15 protein-coding genes are annotated in these 14,255 nt (G+C 67.7%); 10 read left to right on the top strand and 5 right to left on the bottom strand.

Going from position 1 to position 14,255, the window contains the following annotated elements; genetic code table 11:
- Window positions 1-339 (top strand): DUF952 domain-containing protein, encoded by a 339-nt coding sequence (locus P73_RS04565; protein WP_043868661.1) that lies wholly within the window; start codon window positions 1-3, stop codon window positions 337-339.
- Window positions 336-1,409: a quinone-dependent dihydroorotate dehydrogenase gene (locus tag P73_RS04560; RefSeq protein ID WP_043868660.1), complete on the top strand. Its 1,074-nt coding sequence runs from the start codon at window positions 336-338 to the stop codon at window positions 1,407-1,409. Before P73_RS04565 ends, P73_RS04560 begins: the two co-directional genes overlap by 4 nt.
- A 10-nt stretch (window positions 1,410-1,419) precedes the next feature.
- Here P73_RS04560 and P73_RS04555 read toward each other — a convergent pair whose 3' ends face one another.
- The 3 genes from P73_RS04555 to P73_RS04545 are packed head-to-tail and all read right to left on the bottom strand — an operon-like array spanning window position 1,420 to window position 3,651.
- Window positions 1,420-2,736, bottom strand: coding sequence for an MATE family efflux transporter (locus P73_RS04555; protein WP_043868659.1), 1,317 nt, complete (start codon window positions 2,734-2,736; stop codon window positions 1,420-1,422).
- Window positions 2,729-3,229 (bottom strand): PaaI family thioesterase, encoded by a 501-nt coding sequence (locus P73_RS04550; RefSeq protein ID WP_043868658.1) that lies wholly within the window; start codon window positions 3,227-3,229, stop codon window positions 2,729-2,731. Before P73_RS04550 ends, P73_RS04555 begins: the two co-directional genes overlap by 8 nt.
- Window positions 3,226-3,651 carry a PaaI family thioesterase gene (locus P73_RS04545; protein ID WP_043868657.1) on the bottom strand — a complete coding sequence of 142 codons (426 nt, stop codon included), beginning with the start codon at window positions 3,649-3,651 and terminating at the stop codon, window positions 3,226-3,228. Before P73_RS04545 ends, P73_RS04550 begins: the two co-directional genes overlap by 4 nt.
- Before the next feature lie 258 nt (window positions 3,652-3,909).
- On the opposite strand from P73_RS04545, the gene P73_RS04540 reads away from it, so the two are divergent.
- The 7 genes from P73_RS04540 to P73_RS04515 all read left to right on the top strand — a co-directional run bounded on the left by P73_RS04540 (window position 3,910) and on the right by P73_RS04515 (window position 10,822).
- Window positions 3,910-4,284, top strand: coding sequence for a MerR family transcriptional regulator (locus P73_RS04540; RefSeq protein ID WP_043868656.1), 375 nt, complete (start codon window positions 3,910-3,912; stop codon window positions 4,282-4,284).
- Window positions 4,285-4,612: 328 nt separating this feature from the next.
- Entirely contained in the window at window positions 4,613-5,011 is a 399-nt protein-coding gene (locus tag P73_RS04535; RefSeq protein WP_043868655.1) for a MerR family transcriptional regulator, read from the top strand.
- Window positions 5,012-5,050: 39 nt separating this feature from the next.
- The gene (locus P73_RS04530) at window positions 5,051-6,823 is read left to right on the top strand and encodes an acyl-CoA dehydrogenase C-terminal domain-containing protein (protein ID WP_043868654.1); all 1,773 of its coding nucleotides are present in this window, start codon (window positions 5,051-5,053) and stop codon (window positions 6,821-6,823) included.
- 93 nt (window positions 6,824-6,916) lie between these two features.
- Window positions 6,917-7,129, top strand: a complete 213-nt coding sequence (locus P73_RS04525; RefSeq protein WP_043868653.1) for a hypothetical protein — start codon at window positions 6,917-6,919, stop codon at window positions 7,127-7,129.
- A complete protein-coding gene (locus P73_RS25460; RefSeq protein ID WP_139267135.1) occupies window positions 7,126-7,377 on the top strand; it encodes a hypothetical protein in 252 nt (83 codons plus the stop codon). Before P73_RS04525 ends, P73_RS25460 begins: the two co-directional genes overlap by 4 nt.
- Before the next feature lie 10 nt (window positions 7,378-7,387).
- The gene (locus P73_RS04520) at window positions 7,388-8,599 is read left to right on the top strand and encodes an acetyl-CoA C-acetyltransferase (RefSeq protein ID WP_043868652.1); all 1,212 of its coding nucleotides are present in this window, start codon (window positions 7,388-7,390) and stop codon (window positions 8,597-8,599) included.
- Window positions 8,600-8,614: 15 nt separating this feature from the next.
- Window positions 8,615-10,822, top strand: coding sequence for a 3-hydroxyacyl-CoA dehydrogenase NAD-binding domain-containing protein (locus tag P73_RS04515; protein ID WP_043868651.1), 2,208 nt, complete (start codon window positions 8,615-8,617; stop codon window positions 10,820-10,822).
- A gap of 68 nt (window positions 10,823-10,890) precedes the next feature.
- Here P73_RS04515 and P73_RS04510 read toward each other — a convergent pair whose 3' ends face one another.
- Entirely contained in the window at window positions 10,891-11,556 is a 666-nt protein-coding gene (locus P73_RS04510) for a sulfotransferase family 2 domain-containing protein (protein ID WP_043868650.1), read from the bottom strand.
- 92 nt (window positions 11,557-11,648) lie between these two features.
- Here P73_RS04510 and P73_RS04505 point away from each other — a divergent pair, with 92 nt between their 5' ends.
- Window positions 11,649-12,668: a hypothetical protein gene (locus P73_RS04505; protein WP_043868649.1), complete on the top strand. Its 1,020-nt coding sequence runs from the start codon at window positions 11,649-11,651 to the stop codon at window positions 12,666-12,668.
- Window positions 12,669-12,742: 74 nt separating this feature from the next.
- Here the strand turns inward: P73_RS04505 and P73_RS04500 are convergent, their stop codons facing one another.
- Entirely contained in the window at window positions 12,743-14,206 is a 1,464-nt protein-coding gene (locus tag P73_RS04500; protein ID WP_043868648.1) for an SPOR domain-containing protein, read from the bottom strand.
- Window positions 14,207-14,255: the final 49 nt, after the last annotated feature.

Genomic DNA, 14,255 nt, shown 5'->3' with positions numbered 1-14,255 from the left:
ATGCTGATCTACAAAATCTTCCGCGCCCCCGAATGGGCGGCGATGCAGGCGGGCGGCGAAACCCTCGGCGCCCCCGTGGACCGCGCCGATGGCTATGTCCATTTCTCCACCGCCGCGCAGCTGCGCGAGACCGCCGCGAAATGGTTCGCGGAGGAAGGGAACCTCCATCTCCTCGCCGTCGAAAGCGACCGGCTCGGCCCCCATCTCAAATGGGAGCCGTCGCGCGGCGGGGCGCTGTTTCCGCATCTCTACCGGCCGTTGCGGATCGGGGATGTCGAATGGGTGAAACCCCTGCCCCTCGGCCCCGAGGGCCATGTCTTTCCCGAGGAGATCGCATGAGCCTGTTCGAACAGATCGGCATGACGCTCCTGCGCCGGGTCGATCCCGAACGCAGCCACGCGCTCGCTCTGGCCGCGCTGCGGGCAGGTCTCGCCCCGCTTCCCGGCCCCGTCAGCTCACCGCGGCTGAAGACGACGGTGGCGGGCATCGACATGCCCAATCCCGTCGGTCTTGCCGCGGGGTTCGACAAGAACGCCCAGGCGCTGCCACAGCTCGCCCGCGCGGGCTTCGGCTTTCTCGAGATCGGGGCAGCCACGCCGCGCCCGCAGGCCGGCAACCCGAAACCGCGCCTCTTCCGGCTCGGCGAGGACCGCGCGGTGATCAACCGCTTCGGCTTCAACAATGACGGAATGGAAGAAATCGCCAGCCGCCTCGCGCGCACGCGCAGCTCGGGACACCGGCTCGAGATCCCCGTCGGCCTCAATCTGGGCGCGAACAAGGACAGCTCCGACCGCGCCGCCGATTTCGCGCGCGTGCTGGCCCATTGCGGCAATTTCGTCGATTTCGCGACGGTGAACGTCTCCTCGCCCAACACGGAGAAGCTGCGCGATCTCCAGGGGCCGGAGGCGCTCGAGGCGCTGCTCGCGGGCGTGCTCGACGCGCGCGCGGCGCTCAACCGGGAGATCCCCGTCTTCCTCAAGATCGCGCCCGATCTCGGCGGTGCGGAGATCGCGGAGATCGCGGAGGTCGCGCGCAAGTCCGGCATCGACGGCGTGATCGCCACCAACACGACCCTGGCGCGCGACGGATTGAAATCCCCGCACAGGTCCGAGGCCGGCGGACTTTCGGGCGATCCCCTGTTCGAGAAATCCACGCGCGTGCTGGCGCAACTGTCCCGCGTCCTGGAGGGGGAGCTGCCGCTCATCGGGGTCGGCGGGATCTCCTCCCCGCTCGATGCCTATACGAAGATCCGCGCGGGCGCCGCGGCGGTGCAGCTCTATTCCGCGATGGTCTATCACGGCCTCTCGCTCGCCCCTCGCATCGCGCAGGGCCTCGACGACCTGCTCGCCCGCGACGGCTACGACACCGTCGCGGAAGCGGTCGGCACCAGGCGCGGCGACTGGCTCTGAGGCGCGCGCCTCAGACCGCCGCATCGCGTTCGAGGCCGGGATATTTCCACAGGAGCGTGCCCCCGCGCGCCACGTAACTCACCATGAGCGCGGCCCAGAGCCCGTGATTGCCCCAGAGCGGGACAAGCGCCCAGACCGCGGCGAGATAGGCCAGAAGCGACAGCGCCGCCATGTTGCGCATGTCGCGCGTGCGCGTCGCGCCGATGAAGACGCCGTCGAGCATCCAGGGACCGAGCCCCACGAGCGGCACGGCCACCATCCACGGCAGGTAGTCGCGGGCCACCTCGCGCACGCCGGGCGCGGTGGTCATCGTGTCGATGATCGCACCGCCGAAGCCCCAGAAGGCCAGCGTCATCACGCCCGCGCTCACCAGCCCCCAGAAGGAAGCCAGGAGCGCCCCGCGCCTCAGCCCCGCCACCGACCGCGCGCCGAACGCCTGGCCCACGATCGCCTCGGCGGCAAAGGCGAAGCCGTCGAGCGCATAGGCGGTGATGGAGACGAACTGCATCAGGATGTTGTTCGCCGCGAGGGTCACGTCGTCGAACCCGGCGCTGAAGAAGGTGAAGCTCACCATGATCCCCAGCAGCATGACCGACCGGATGAGGATGTCCGTGTTGACTCGCGCCATGTGAAGGAGCCGTGCCGCCGAAAGGACGAGCGCGCTGTCGCGCCAGGCGGGGTGGACAAAGGCGTCGCGGCAGAGCCAGAGCCCGAAGGCGGCACCCGAGCTCTCCGCGATCACCGTGGCGACGGCGACGCCCTGCACGCCCCAGCCGAGGCCGAGGACGAACCAGAGATCCAGCAGGATGTTGAACCCGTTCATCCAGAGCTGGAGCGCCAGCACCCCCCGCGTGCGCTCCTGCGCGATGAGCCAGCCGGTGAGGCCGAAGACGGCGATGTTGAACGGCGCCGACCAGATACGGATCGCGATATAGCTGCGCGCGAGCGCTTCGACCTCCTCCGAGGCCGGCGCCAGCCGGAAGGCGGCCCAGAGCACCGGCACCTGGAACAGGATGAGCAGGAGTCCGCCCGCGACGGCGGCGAGCAATACGCGGGTCAGGAAGGCGGAGACCTCCGCCTCGTCGCCCGCGCCGCGCGCCTGCGACACGAGCCCGGTCGTGCCCATCCGCAGGAAGCCGAAGATCCAGTAGATCGAGGCCAGGATCACCGAGCCGAGCCCCACCGCACCGATGGGCGCAGCCTCGCCCAACTGGCCGACGACGCCGGTATCGACCGCGCCGAGGATCGGGACGGTCGCGTTCGACAGCACGATCGGCACGGCGATGGAGAGGACGCGCCGATGGGACAGCGGGCGTGCTTCAGTCATCGGCAGGGAGCTGGTCGGGCATCAGGAAATGCCCCGTCGCCTGCACCGTCGGCCGCGCCCGGTTGTCCTGCCAGGCCTCGACCCGGACGGAGGCATAACGGCGGCCGGCGCGGGTGATCTCCGCCCGCGCATAGGCATCGCGCGGCAGGCCGGAGCGCAGGTAATCCACCGTGAGGTCGATCGTCTTCGGCAGGGCCGGCTGCGTCTCGAGCACCTCCCCCGCCTCGATCCGCGGCCAGATGACCGACCAGCCGAGCGAGATGATCGCCGTGACCTCGAGAAAGGCCGCGAGCGCGCCGCCGTGAAGCGCGGGCAGCAACGGGTTGCCGATCATGTCCGGCCTGTAGGGCATCACGCAGGTCAGCTCGTCGCCCCGCCGTTCGAAGGCGAAGCCCATGAACCGGATATAGGGCACGCGCTCCACCAGCGCCGCAAGCGCGGCATCGCGCCGTTCCTTGACGACCTGGACGGGTTCGGGCGTGCGCCGGCTCATCGCTTGCGCTCCACGGTGAAGGCCCCGGTGGCGGCGGCCACGGGCACGTCGGAGGTGCCGTCCGTGGCGGAGACGCGCACGAAGGCGACGGAACGGGTCATGTGGAAACAGATGCCATGCGCGGTGACGGTCGCGCCGGGACGGGCGCTGCGCATGTAGTCGATGCGCAGATCCAGCGTCGCGGTGGCGATGCCCGCGTTCGGATGGCTCATCACCGCCGCCCCCGCGCAGGTATCCATGAGCGCGGAAACCGCGCCCCCGTGGATGACCCCGGTTTCGGGATCCCCGATCAGCTCCGTGGAATAGGGCATGAACAGCTCCGCCTCTCCCTCCCCGATCGTGTCGAGCACGATCCCGAGCGCGCGGCAATGCGGCAGGTTGTCGATGAAATTCCGTGCGATTTTCGTGCGGTCGTCACTCATGGCAGAAAGGGGTCATTCCAGGCAGATCGGCCCCATAATGTGCCTTGCCGGTGCGGCTGCAAGGCTTAACTCCGCGAGTGAGACTTATTCTCAATTGACGTCGCGGAACGCCTCGGGCTTTGCCCCGCGACGCCCGCGCGCACGATCCCGGCCTTGATCCTCCGCCACGCGGTTCACTATGGTCTTCCTGACCTGCCGAATTGGGTTGCCAAACCGAATTCGCCCGTCTTAGGTGCCGCGTGAGGAGAGAAACAACGCATGTCCGACCAACGGCTCACCTTCAAGGAAATGTGCGCGGCCTTCGATGTGACCCCGCGCACCCTGCGGTATTACGAATATATCGAGCTTCTGGCGCCGGAGAAGGAAGGCCGTTCGCGGTTCTACACCCCGCGCGAGGTCGCCCGGATGACGCTGATCCTGCGCGGGCGCAAATATGGATTTTCGCTCGAGGAAATCCGGCAATGGCTGCTGATCTACGAGGAAAAGGGCACGCAGGCCCAGGCCCAGGCCTTCCTCGAGCTGGCCGACCGCCAGCTCGTCGCGCTCGAGACGCAGAAACACGAGCTCGAACGCGCCATCGCCGAACTGCGCGACCTGCGCGAGACGACCGCCCAGGCCCAGACGGAAAGCTGAGCGCCGGCCGCGGCGCCGCCCGGACCGGCCGCGGCGTGCCGGCCGGGACAGCAGACCTGAAACCGCTTTGAGACGGATTTTCCCGCGAAAACCGCCTGTGCGCTGAAACGCGCCCAAACCGTTTGCAACCATATTCTTGAATGTCTACCTTCTGGCTGACGAGCGGACCTCGTCGGACCGGGACGAAAAGAATGACGTCACGTTTCGATTAAAGAGGCGTTGCGGATCTGACTAGGATGGGCGCGAAGGCACTGCTTCGCGCCCCGAAGGCAGCTCGCATCGGACGGATCGTCCGGGCGGTTGTGCGGGATGCGGAGAAGGCCGGAAGATGACGAAAGAGGTGATGACCATCCGCGAAATGTGCGATGCGGTCGACGTGACGCCCCGCACGCTGCGCTTCTACGAAGCCAAGGAACTGCTCTTCCCGATCCGCGAGGGCCAGAAGAGGCTGTTCACCCCCCGCGACCGCGCACGGCTGAAACTCATCCTTCGGGGCAAGAGATTCGGCTTCGCCCTCGAAGAGATCCGGCAACTGCTCAATCTCTATTCCGAGGAGGATCGCGGACAGGCCCAGATGCGCGAGGCGCGCGAGGCCTGTCGGCAGAAGCTGGCGGAGATGGAAGTCCGCAGGACGGAACTTCTACAGGTCATGACCGAGCTTGAGGACGCGATCGACTGGGTGGAGACCCGGCTCGAGACCACGACATCCGCGGGGAAGGACGGCTGACCCTCTTTCCCCGCGCGAGACAGCAAAGGGAGAGACGCCATGCCGAGCTACACGGCACCGACCAAAGACATCCAATACGTTCTGCACGAGGTGCTGAACGTGTCCGGGTCCGACATTCCGGGCTATTCCGACCTCGAACCCGAGTTCACCGAGGCCATTCTCGAGGCCGCCGGACAGCTCGCCGCCGAGGTGATCGCGCCGCTCAACCCCGTGGGCGACAAGGAGGGCTGCACGCTGCAAAACGGCGTCGTCTCCACGCCGAAGGGCTTCCGGGAGGCGTTCGAACAGGTGAAGGAGGGCGGCTGGCCCGGCCTCGACATGCCGGAGGACTTCGGCGGCCAGGGCATGCCCTACCTCATGGGCACCGCGGTGGGCGAGATGTTCTCCGCCGCGGGCCAGGCCTTCACCATGTACCAGGGGCTCACCCATGGCGCGGCCTCCGCGATCCTCGTCCACGGCACCGACCAGCAGAAGGCGACCTACCTGCCCAGGATGGTCTCCTGCGACTGGACCGGCACGATGAACCTTACCGAACCGCATTCCGGCACCGATCTCGGCCTCATGCGCACGAAGGCGGAGCCGCAGGCGGACGGCAGCTACAGGATTTCCGGCCAGAAGATCTTCATCTCCGCGGGCGATCACGACCTGAGCGAGAACGTGATCCACCTCGTGCTCGCGCGGATCGCGGGCGGACCCGAGGGGATCAAGGGCGTGTCGCTCTTCATCGTGCCGAAATTCATGGTGAACGAGGACGGCTCCCTCGGCGCGCGCAACGGCGTCTCCGTCGGTTCGCTCGAGGAGAAGATGGGCATCCACGGCAACGCGACCTGCGTGATGAACTACGACGAGGCGACCGGCTACCTCCTGGGCGCCGAGCACAAGGGAATGCGCGCGATGTTCACGATGATGAACGAGGCACGGCTCGGCGTCGGCATGCAGGGCCTCGCCCAGGCCGAAGCCGCCTACCAGAACGCGGTCGCCTATGCGAAGGAACGGCTCCAGGGCCGTGCGGTGACCGGGGCCGAAAACCCCGACGGGCCGGCCGATCCGATCATCGTGCACCCCGACATCCGCCGCAACCTGATGGACCAGAAGAGCTTCATCGAGGGCGCGCGCGCCTTCATGCTCTGGGGCGCGCAGCTCATCGACCAGAGCCACCGCGCCGGCGACGCCGAGGCCGAAGGCCTCATCTCGCTGATGACGCCGGTGCTGAAGGGCTTCCTCACCGACAAGGGCTTCGAGGCGACGGTGAACGCACAGCAGGTCTTCGGCGGACATGGCTATATCGAGGAATGGGGCATGTCCCAGTTCGTCCGCGACGCCCGGATCACCCAGATCTACGAAGGCGCGAACGGGGTGCAGGCGCTCGACCTCGTCGGCCGCAAGCTGGCGCAGGACGGCGGCAAGCATGTCATGGCCTTCTTCGAGATGGTGAAATCCTTCTGCAAGGAGAATGGCGAAGGCGAGATGGCGGCGTTCACCGATCCGCTCAAGACCGCCTCGAAGGACCTGCAATCGGCGGGCATGTTCTTCATGCAGCACGGGATGAAAACCCCGAACGCGGCGCTGTCGGGCTCCTATGATTTCATGCACCTGTTCGGCTATGTCTGCCTCGGCCTGATGTGGGCGCGCATGGCCAAGGTCTCGCTTGCCGCGCTCGCCAACGGCACCGGGGAACGCGCCTTCCACGAGGCGAAACTCGCCACCGCCCGTTATTACATGGCGCGGCAACTGCCGATGACGGGCACGCTGCTGAAGCGGATCGAAAGCGGCGCCGATCCGGTCATGGCGCTGCCGGTCGAGGCGTTCTAGCCCCGGACCGGCCCGAGACGACGGCCCCTGCCCCTCGCGGGCGGGGGCTTCCCCTTTGCGGCCCCGCGCGGCCGGACATGACGGAGCGTAACCATGCCGAAGCGGTTCAGAATGACGCGGCGTTTTCCTGTATCCATGACCGAAGACGGCTATCGTCGGCTCAGACAGTTCTCGCGGGAGGCGGGGCTCGACGAGGGAGAGGCGCTGTCCTTCCTGTTCGAGAATTTCTCTTCCGTGACGGACGAGGAGACGCTGACGCACCGGCTGCGTCTGTTCAATTCGGAACTCGAGACGAGGAAGCGATGACCCGCACCGCGCGCCAGAACCGGACGGCCGTCCTGGAACGGACCGCGCGCCATGAGTATTTCAGGCAGCAAAAAGCCGCGATTGCGCCATCCGGCTCCGGCAGTCCGGGCTTTTTGCTGCTGGAAATACTCAAATTCGCCGCCTGCCACCCTAACTCTACCGGGACGGGGAAAGCGCGCCGCGCCATCCTGCCCGGCCGCACATTTCCCCATGATTTGTTGCCCGGCACCCCAGCAGGCCGGGCGTGAGGAGGAGAGAATGACCGACGCCTATATCTACGATGCCCTGCGCAGCCCGCGCGGCAAGGGGCGCAAGGACGGGAGCCTGCACGAGGTGACCTCCGCGCGCCTCTCCGCGCAGATGCTGAACGCGGTGAAGGAGCGCAACAATCTCGACGGGCATGCCGTCGAGGACGTGATCTGGGGGAACGTGACGCAGGTCGGCGAGCAGGGCGGCTGCCTTGCGCGCACCGCGGTGCTGGCCTCCGATCTCGACGAGCGCATTCCGGGGCTGGCGATCAACCGCTTCTGCGCCTCCGGCATGGAGGCGGTGAACCTCGCCGCCAACCAGGTGCGGGGCGGTGCGGGCATGGCCTATATCGCCGGCGGCGTGGAGATGATGGGCCGTGTGGCCATGGGCTCCGACGGGGCGGCGATCGCGGTCGATCCCTCCATCGCGATGTCCACCTATTTCGTGCCGCAGGGCATTTCGGCGGATATCATCGCGACGCAATACGGGTTCAGCCGCGACGATGCCGACGCGCTGGCGGTCGAAAGCCAGAAACGCGCCGCCGCGGCCTGGGAGGACAGGCGTTTCGCGAAGTCCATCGTGCCGGTGACGGATATCAACGGGCTTCCGATCCTCGACCATGACGAATACATGCGTCCGGGCACCGACATGCAGGCGCTCGGCAGCCTCAAGGCATCCTTCCGCGAGATGGGCGAGGTGATGCCCGGCTTCGACAAGGTGGCGCTGATGAAATACCCGCATCTCGAGAAGATCGAGCATATCCACCATGCGGGCAATTCCTCGGGCATCGTGGACGGGGCCGCGGCGGTTCTGATCGGCAACAGGGAGTTCGGGGAGAAATGGGGCCTGACGCCGCGCGCGCGCATCCGCGCGACGGCGAAGATCGGCACCGATCCGACGATCATGCTCACCGGTCCCGTGCCGGTGACCGACAAGATCCTGAAGGACAGCGGCATGTCGATTTCCGACATCGACCTGTTCGAGGTGAACGAGGCCTTCGCCGCGGTCGTGCTGCGCTTCATGCAGGCGTTCGACGTGGACAGCTCCAGGGTCAACGTCAACGGCGGCGCCATCGCCATGGGCCATCCGCTCGGCGCGACCGGTGCGATCATCATCGGCACGCTGCTCGACGAGCTGGAACGTTCGGGCAAGGGCGTCGGGCTTGCCACGCTCTGCATCGCATCCGGCATGGGCGCGGCCACGATCATCGAGCGCGTGTAAGGGGAGGACAGAGGCATGACCGATTTTCATTATGACGTGGACGCGGACGGCGTCGCGACGATCACCTGGGACATCCCGAACAAGTCGATGAACGTCCTCTCGATGGAGGGGATCGCGGAACTCGACGCCTGTATCGACAAGGCGCTCGGCGACGCGGCGGTGAAGGGGATCGTGATCACCTCCGGCAAGGACAGCTTTGCGGGCGGGATGGATCTCAACATCATCGCGAAGATGAAGGACGCGGCGGGCGACGAGCCGGCGAAGGGTCTTTTCGACGGGCTGATGAACATGCACGCGATCCTGCGCAAGCTCGAACGCGCCGGGATGGACCCGAAGACCAGCAAGGGCGGCAAGCCCGTGGCCGCCGCCCTGCCCGGCACGGCGCTCGGCATCGGGCTGGAGCTGCCGCTCTCGTGCCACCGCATCTTCGCCGCCGACACGCCGAAGGCAAAGATCGGCCTGCCGGAGATCAAGGTCGGCATCTTCCCCGGCATGGGCGGCACCACCCGCGTCTCGCGCCTCCTCGGCGCGATGGCGGCGGCCCCGATCCTGCTCGAGGGCAAGATGATGGACCCGGCACAGGCGAAGGGCGCGGGCCTCGTCCACGAGATCGTTCCCGCCGAGGCGCTTCTCGCGAAAGCGAAGGAGTGGGTTCTGACCGCGAAGGACGCCGACCTCGTGAAGCCCTGGGACCAGAAGGGCTGGAAGATGCCTGGCGGCGCGCCCTATCATCCGGCGGGTTTCATGACCTTCGTCGGCGCCTCCGCCATGGTCAACGGCAGCACGCAAGGCGTGTATCCGGCGGCGAAGGCCCTGCTCTCCGCGGTCTACGAAGGCGCCATGGTGCCCTTCGACACCGCGCTGAGGATCGAGGCGCGCTGGTTCACCCATGTGCTGATGAACCCCTCCTCCTCCGCGATGATCCGCTCGCTCTTCATCAACAAGGAGGCGCTCGAGAAAGGGGCGAACCGGCCTGACGTCGCGGACCAGACCGTGAAGAAGGTCGGCGTGCTCGGCGCCGGCATGATGGGCGCGGGCATTGCCTATGTCTCCGCCAACGCGGGCATCGAGGTCGTGCTGATCGACCAGAAGCAGGAGGCCGCGGACAAGGGCAAATCCTATTCCGAGGGCATTCTCGACAAGGGCATCAGCCGCAAGAAGGTGACGCCGGAGAAGAAGGAAGAGGTGCTCTCGCGCATCACCGCGACGACGGATCTCGCGGCGCTGGCGGGCTGCGATCTCATCGTCGAAGCGGTGTTCGAGGACATGGCCGTGAAGGCCGAGATGATGCAGAAGGTCGAGGCGATCGTGGGCGAGGACTGCATCTTCGCCTCCAACACCTCGACCCTGCCGATCACCGAGCTGGCGAAGGCCTCCGCGCGCCCGGAGCGGTTCATCGGCATCCATTTCTTCTCCCCCGTGGACAAGATGCTCCTCGTCGAAATCATCAAGGGCAGGAAAACCGGCGATGTCGCCGTGGCGAAGGCGCTCGACTACGTGCGTCAGATCCGCAAGACGCCGATCGTTGTGAACGATGCGCGCTTCTTCTACGCCAACCGCTGCATCATTCCCTATATCAACGAGGGTGTGCGCCTCGCCGCCGAAGGGGTGGAGCTGCCGCTGATCGAGAATGGCGCGAAGCTTCTGGGCTTCCCGCTCGGCCCGCTGCAACTCATCGACGAGACCTCCATCGACCTCGGCGTGAAGATTGCGAAGGCGACGCGCGCGGCCCTGGGCGACGACTATCCCGACACCGCCGTGGATGAGGTGATCTTCTGGATGGCCGATAAGGGGCGGCTCGGCAAGAAGGCCGGAAAGGGCTTCTACGACTATGACGGGAAGGGCAAGCGCCAGGGGCTCTGGCACGGCTTCACCGATGAATTCCCGACCGCCGATGTGCAACCCGAACTCGACGAGGTGCAGCAGCGCCTGATGATGGCACAGGTGCTCGAGGCGGTGCGGGCGCTCGAACAGGGCGTTCTGACCGACATTCGCGAGGGCGACGTGGGCGCGATCCTCGGCTGGGGATTCGCCCCGTGGTCGGGCGGGCCGTTCAGCTGGCTCGACATCATGGGCGCGGCACGGGCGGCGGATATCTGCGACAAGCTCGCCGCCACCCATGGCCCGCGGTTCGAAACCCCGAAACTGCTGCGCGAGATGGCGGCCAGTGGCGAGACCTTCTACGGCCGCTTCGGCACGGGCGTGGACAGCAAGGCCGCCTGATCGCGCTCGCGCGCGACATGCTCCGGGCCCTCCCCTGCCGGGGGAGGGCCTTTTCGTTCGGCGGCGGTCTACCGCTCCGGCGTGAAGGGCGCGAAGGCGTAGCCGAACCGCGCGATATCCTCGGCCGCGATCCGCGCCACGGTCTCCGCATCCCGGTCGGAATAGTAGCGGCGGAAATCGGCCTCCCGATCGGATCGGTTGCGCGCCTCGACGGGCGAGAGGTCGAAACCGAGATGCGTCCAGAGCGGGGCGAGATCCGCCTCCAGCGCCTCGAGCCGGGCATAGAGCGTGGCACGCTCCGCCCCCCGTCCGTCGCTGAGATAGGCGCGGTAGGGCACCGACAGCGCCCGCAGCGTCTCCGGCGCGTTCAGGAAATCGGTGAACGCGGTCGCCTTCGCGAGGCGCACCGCCGGATGATCCCAGCTCTGCGCCCGCAGCCAGCGGTAATAGGACACGGTCCGGTCCCATGGATTGCGCACGAGGGTGAAGACGAAATAGTCCCCGAATGCCTCCGGCGCCACCAGCCCCTCGATGTCGCGAAGCTGCGCATGCTTCCACAACCGCCCTGCGGCGGACAATCCCTTGACCCGTCCCCGCCGCTTCACCGCCTTCGGCGTATCGCCGATCAGGATGTCATCGGCCATCGCGCGCGCCTCGAGCGCCGCGGACAGGGCGGTGCCCCCGGTTTTCGGAATATGGACAAAGATGTAGCGGCGTCCGTGGGAGATGATCATGCCCCGACCCTACCCCCTCGCGCAGCGATTGTCGCCCCCGGCAATCCGCGATAGATTGTCCTTCGGACAGGCAAGAAAAGAGCAGCCCGCGCATGATCGCGCTCACCGAATTCGAACGGCTCGAAGCCACGGCGCTCTGGCGACCGGAGGGGCAGACCCAGCGCGTCGAGGTGATCGTCTCGGTGGGCGAGGCGACGCTGACGCTGAGCGACCTGAACGGCGGCGCGCTGACCCATTGGTCGCTCCCGGCGGTGAGCCGGATCAGTCCGGCCGGCGAACTGCCCGCGATCTACAGCCCCGCCCCCGACACCGACGAGCAGATCGAGATCGAGGACGATCTGATGATCGACGCGATCACGCGGATCCGGCGGGCCATCGACCGGGGCGGGCCGCGCCACGGCCGCCTGCGCGCTGCGATGCTTGGCGCGGTGGCGGCGGGCCTGGTGGCGCTCGCCGTCCTGTGGCTGCCCGACGCGCTGATCCGGCAGGCGGTGACCATCGTCCCCGCGGTGACGCGCGCCGAGGTCGGCGCCGGGCTGCTGGCGCGGATGAAGCGCCTGTCGGGCGAGAGTTGCGAGACCGCACAGGGCGCCCGCGCGCTCGACCGGCTGCGCGCGCGGCTGTTCACCGGCGGCGGCGGCCAGATCGTCGTATTGCGCAGCGGGGTCGCGGTGAGCCAGCACCTGCCGGGCCGGATCGTCCTGCTGAACCGCGCCGTGGTCGAGGATCACGAGGATCCGGACGTGACGGCGGGCTATGTCCTGGCGGAGATCCAGCGCGCCGCAGAGGAAGACCCGCTCGAACGGCTGTTGCAGGAGGCGGGCCTCTTCGCCACGCTGCGGCTCCTGACCACGGGACATATCTCCCCCGAGGTGCTCGACGCCCATGCCGAAAGCCTTCTGACCGCGCCGCTCGCGACGCCGGACACCGATGCGCTGATCTCCCGTTTCGCGCGCACCGAGGTGCACAGCGCCCCCTATGCCTATGCACGCGACATCACCGGCCAGTCCACCCTCGCGCTCATCGAGGCCGACGGCCTGCGGATCGAGACGTCCCGCCCGGTCCTGTCTGACGGCGACTGGGTGGCGTTGCAGGGGATCTGCGGCGGTTGAGCCTGCCCTGAAAAAAGAAATCCCCCGCCGGATGCGAGGGTTTCTTTTTGTTGTTCTGCCTCGTTAACTCAACGCTACTTGCGTGCGAATGCGTCCCCGTAGCCGGCCCCGCGGACCTGCGCCAAGGCGGACAGCGTCTGCTCGGGCCGGGCGAAAGGACCGGCCAGAACAATCTTCACGGGTTTCCCGCCGCTCCGCACCATCTGCGAGGACACCGGAAAGCCCAGGGCCGAAAGGCGCGCGATCGTGCGCTCGGCATTGGCAGGCTCGGCAAAAGCGCCGGCCTGGACGTAGCGCACGCCGTCCGGCGCCGCCTTCGGTTGCGCGAGCCCGGTCTGCCCCTGGAGAGGCGTGCGGATCGGTGCAACGGATTTCGTGGACACGCGCGTGGCGGCGTCCCCCGCCTCGGCTGTCGAGGCGTAGACAAGCGTGGTGCGCGGCCGTGCGGGAAGGCCGAAGAGCCATTCGAAGAAGCTGCGCTTGCGCGGCAGGTAGAGATCGTGTGCCGGCGTTGTCTGCGACCAGATCCGCGCCTGTTCCGCATCGCCATGGGCCGTGCGCGGTCCACGATGGGGGTTGAGGCGCCCATCTGCCCAGGCCGGCGAATAGCCCGCCGGCACCGTCACGGGAACCGGGTTCGGCAACACGTACCGGCCAGCGCTCGACAGGCGCCCGACCTCCACCGGGCTGTGCGCCCGGATATAGGCGGAGGGGTGGACCGACTGGGGTCCGCAGCGGACCTTGTAGCGGCCGTTCGTGTTCATGTATTGCGCCGCCGCGGCCCCGAGCGCGGCGCATTGCGCCTCCGCGGCTTCCACGCTCGCGAGGGCAAGGGGTTCGGCCGCCGGCTGCGGCGCGACGACCGGCGCCTGCGCAACCGCCACACGCACGAGCGTCGGCTCGGTCGTGGTCAGCCGCCCGCCATCGGCAGTGCGCACCGTGACGCCCGCCGGCAGGCGTTTCAGGATATATCGGACCTCCTCCGTCTCGCACACCAGCCGCCCGGCATCGAGCCGCGCGACGCAGCCGCGTTCGCCCACGGTTTTCCCGGCCAGCGTCTCGAGCGGAGGGAGCGCCGGTCTCGGCGCCGCCGCAGCGGCCGTGATGCGTGGCGGTGCGGGCGTCGCGACCGCCGGGGCGGCGGGCTGCGGCGCCGGGGCGGAGGCGCGAAGGGTGCCGCCCGGACGCTCCGGTGCCGTCCTGGACGCATCGGCGACAGTGGAAACGGGGGCCGCAGGCTGCGGCGCAGGAGCCGGATCGGGGATGACCGGCAACGCCTCCCCGCCCGCGACGAGCGTCGGCTTGAAGCCGCAGAGCACCCGCCGGTCACGGCTCACCCGCGGCACCCAGTGCACCGCATCCCCTGTCCCGGTGCGCACATAGGCACAGCCCCGACTGTCGACATATTGCAGACCGGTATAGGAGGCGGGCGGAAATTCGGCGGGTTCGTCCGAGGACTGGGCCGCCGCCCCTCCGATGCCCGCCAGCCCCATCATCGCCACGAGAGCCACAAGGGATATCGTCTTCGTTGCCGGCATGAACTGTCCCCACAGACGGAATTGTCGAAGAGACTACCTCAGAACCGAA

This window comes from Celeribacter indicus (assembly GCF_000819565.1).
Classification (GTDB): Bacteria; Pseudomonadota; Alphaproteobacteria; order Rhodobacterales; family Rhodobacteraceae; genus Celeribacter; species Celeribacter indicus.
This window is presented reverse-complemented; position numbering and strand designations above follow the sequence as displayed.

Bases quoted from the DNA above. Each gene is read 5' to 3' on its own strand.
- P73_RS25460 (WP_139267135.1), top strand. From the start codon at position 7,126: ATGACCCGCACCGCGCGCCAGAACCGGACGGCCGTCCTGGAACGGACC.
- P73_RS04540 (WP_043868656.1), top strand. From the start codon at position 3,910: ATGTCCGACCAACGGCTCACCTTCAAGGAAATGTGCGCGGCCTTCGAT.
- P73_RS04545 (WP_043868657.1), bottom strand. From the start codon at position 3,651: ATGAGTGACGACCGCACGAAAATCGCACGGAATTTCATCGACAACCTG.
- P73_RS04510 (WP_043868650.1), bottom strand. From the start codon at position 11,556: ATGATCATCTCCCACGGACGCCGCTACATCTTTGTCCATATTCCGAAA.
- P73_RS04520 (WP_043868652.1), top strand. From the start codon at position 7,388: ATGACCGACGCCTATATCTACGATGCCCTGCGCAGCCCGCGCGGCAAG.
- P73_RS04555 (WP_043868659.1), bottom strand. From the start codon at position 2,736: ATGACTGAAGCACGCCCGCTGTCCCATCGGCGCGTCCTCTCCATCGCC.
- P73_RS04560 (WP_043868660.1), top strand. From the start codon at position 336: ATGAGCCTGTTCGAACAGATCGGCATGACGCTCCTGCGCCGGGTCGAT.
- P73_RS04550 (WP_043868658.1), bottom strand. From the start codon at position 3,229: ATGAGCCGGCGCACGCCCGAACCCGTCCAGGTCGTCAAGGAACGGCGC.
- P73_RS04525 (WP_043868653.1), top strand. From the start codon at position 6,917: ATGCCGAAGCGGTTCAGAATGACGCGGCGTTTTCCTGTATCCATGACC.
- P73_RS04530 (WP_043868654.1), top strand. From the start codon at position 5,051: ATGCCGAGCTACACGGCACCGACCAAAGACATCCAATACGTTCTGCAC.
- P73_RS04535 (WP_043868655.1), top strand. From the start codon at position 4,613: ATGACGAAAGAGGTGATGACCATCCGCGAAATGTGCGATGCGGTCGAC.
- P73_RS04565 (WP_043868661.1), top strand. From the start codon at position 1: ATGCTGATCTACAAAATCTTCCGCGCCCCCGAATGGGCGGCGATGCAG.
- P73_RS04515 (WP_043868651.1), top strand. From the start codon at position 8,615: ATGACCGATTTTCATTATGACGTGGACGCGGACGGCGTCGCGACGATC.
- P73_RS04500 (WP_043868648.1), bottom strand. From the start codon at position 14,206: ATGCCGGCAACGAAGACGATATCCCTTGTGGCTCTCGTGGCGATGATG.
- P73_RS04505 (WP_043868649.1), top strand. From the start codon at position 11,649: ATGATCGCGCTCACCGAATTCGAACGGCTCGAAGCCACGGCGCTCTGG.